The sequence below is a fragment of the Streptomyces sp. DH12 genome (assembly GCF_020873895.1).
Taxonomy (GTDB): Bacteria; Actinomycetota; Actinomycetes; order Streptomycetales; family Streptomycetaceae; genus Streptomyces.
In genome coordinates this window covers 1-458 of record NZ_JAHWGT010001020.1, presented here as the reverse complement: position 1 = coordinate 458, position 458 = coordinate 1, and the positions used below count along the sequence as shown (strand labels likewise).

The following is a 458-nucleotide window of genomic DNA, read 5'->3' as shown; positions in this document are numbered from 1 at the left end:
CGTCCTGTTCGTGCACGAGCCGCGCGACGGCGTGGGCGAGCGGGAGGCGTCCGAGGCCGCGAACAAGGTGGTCGCGGAGATGCGCCGGCTGCTCCAGGCGCCCAGCGCCGACCCGCCGCTGCTGATCGACGCCGACCTGCGCCCGGAGGGCCAGTCGGGCCCGCTGGTGCGCACCCACGGCTCCTACGAGGCGAACTACCGGCGCTGGGCGCTGGTGTGGGAGCGGCACGCCCTGCTGCGGGCCGAGCCCGTCGCCGGGGACGAGGACCTGGGCCGCCGCTTCGTGGAGCTGATCGACCCGCTGCGGTACCCGGCCGGGGGTCTTGAGGAGGACGCGGTCCGGGAGATCCGGCGGCTGAAGGCCCGTATGGAGGCCGAGCGGCTGCCGCGCGGCGCCGACCCCAAGCTGCACGCCAAGCTGGGGCCGGGCGGGCTGTCCGACGTGGAGTGGACGGTGC

Annotated in this window: 1 pseudogene; it reads left to right on the top strand. The window is 76.2% G+C overall.

Annotated elements, in window-relative coordinates:
- Positions 1-458, top strand: a pseudogene (locus LPA54_RS38280) (bifunctional glutamine-synthetase adenylyltransferase/deadenyltransferase); the annotation flags it as partial.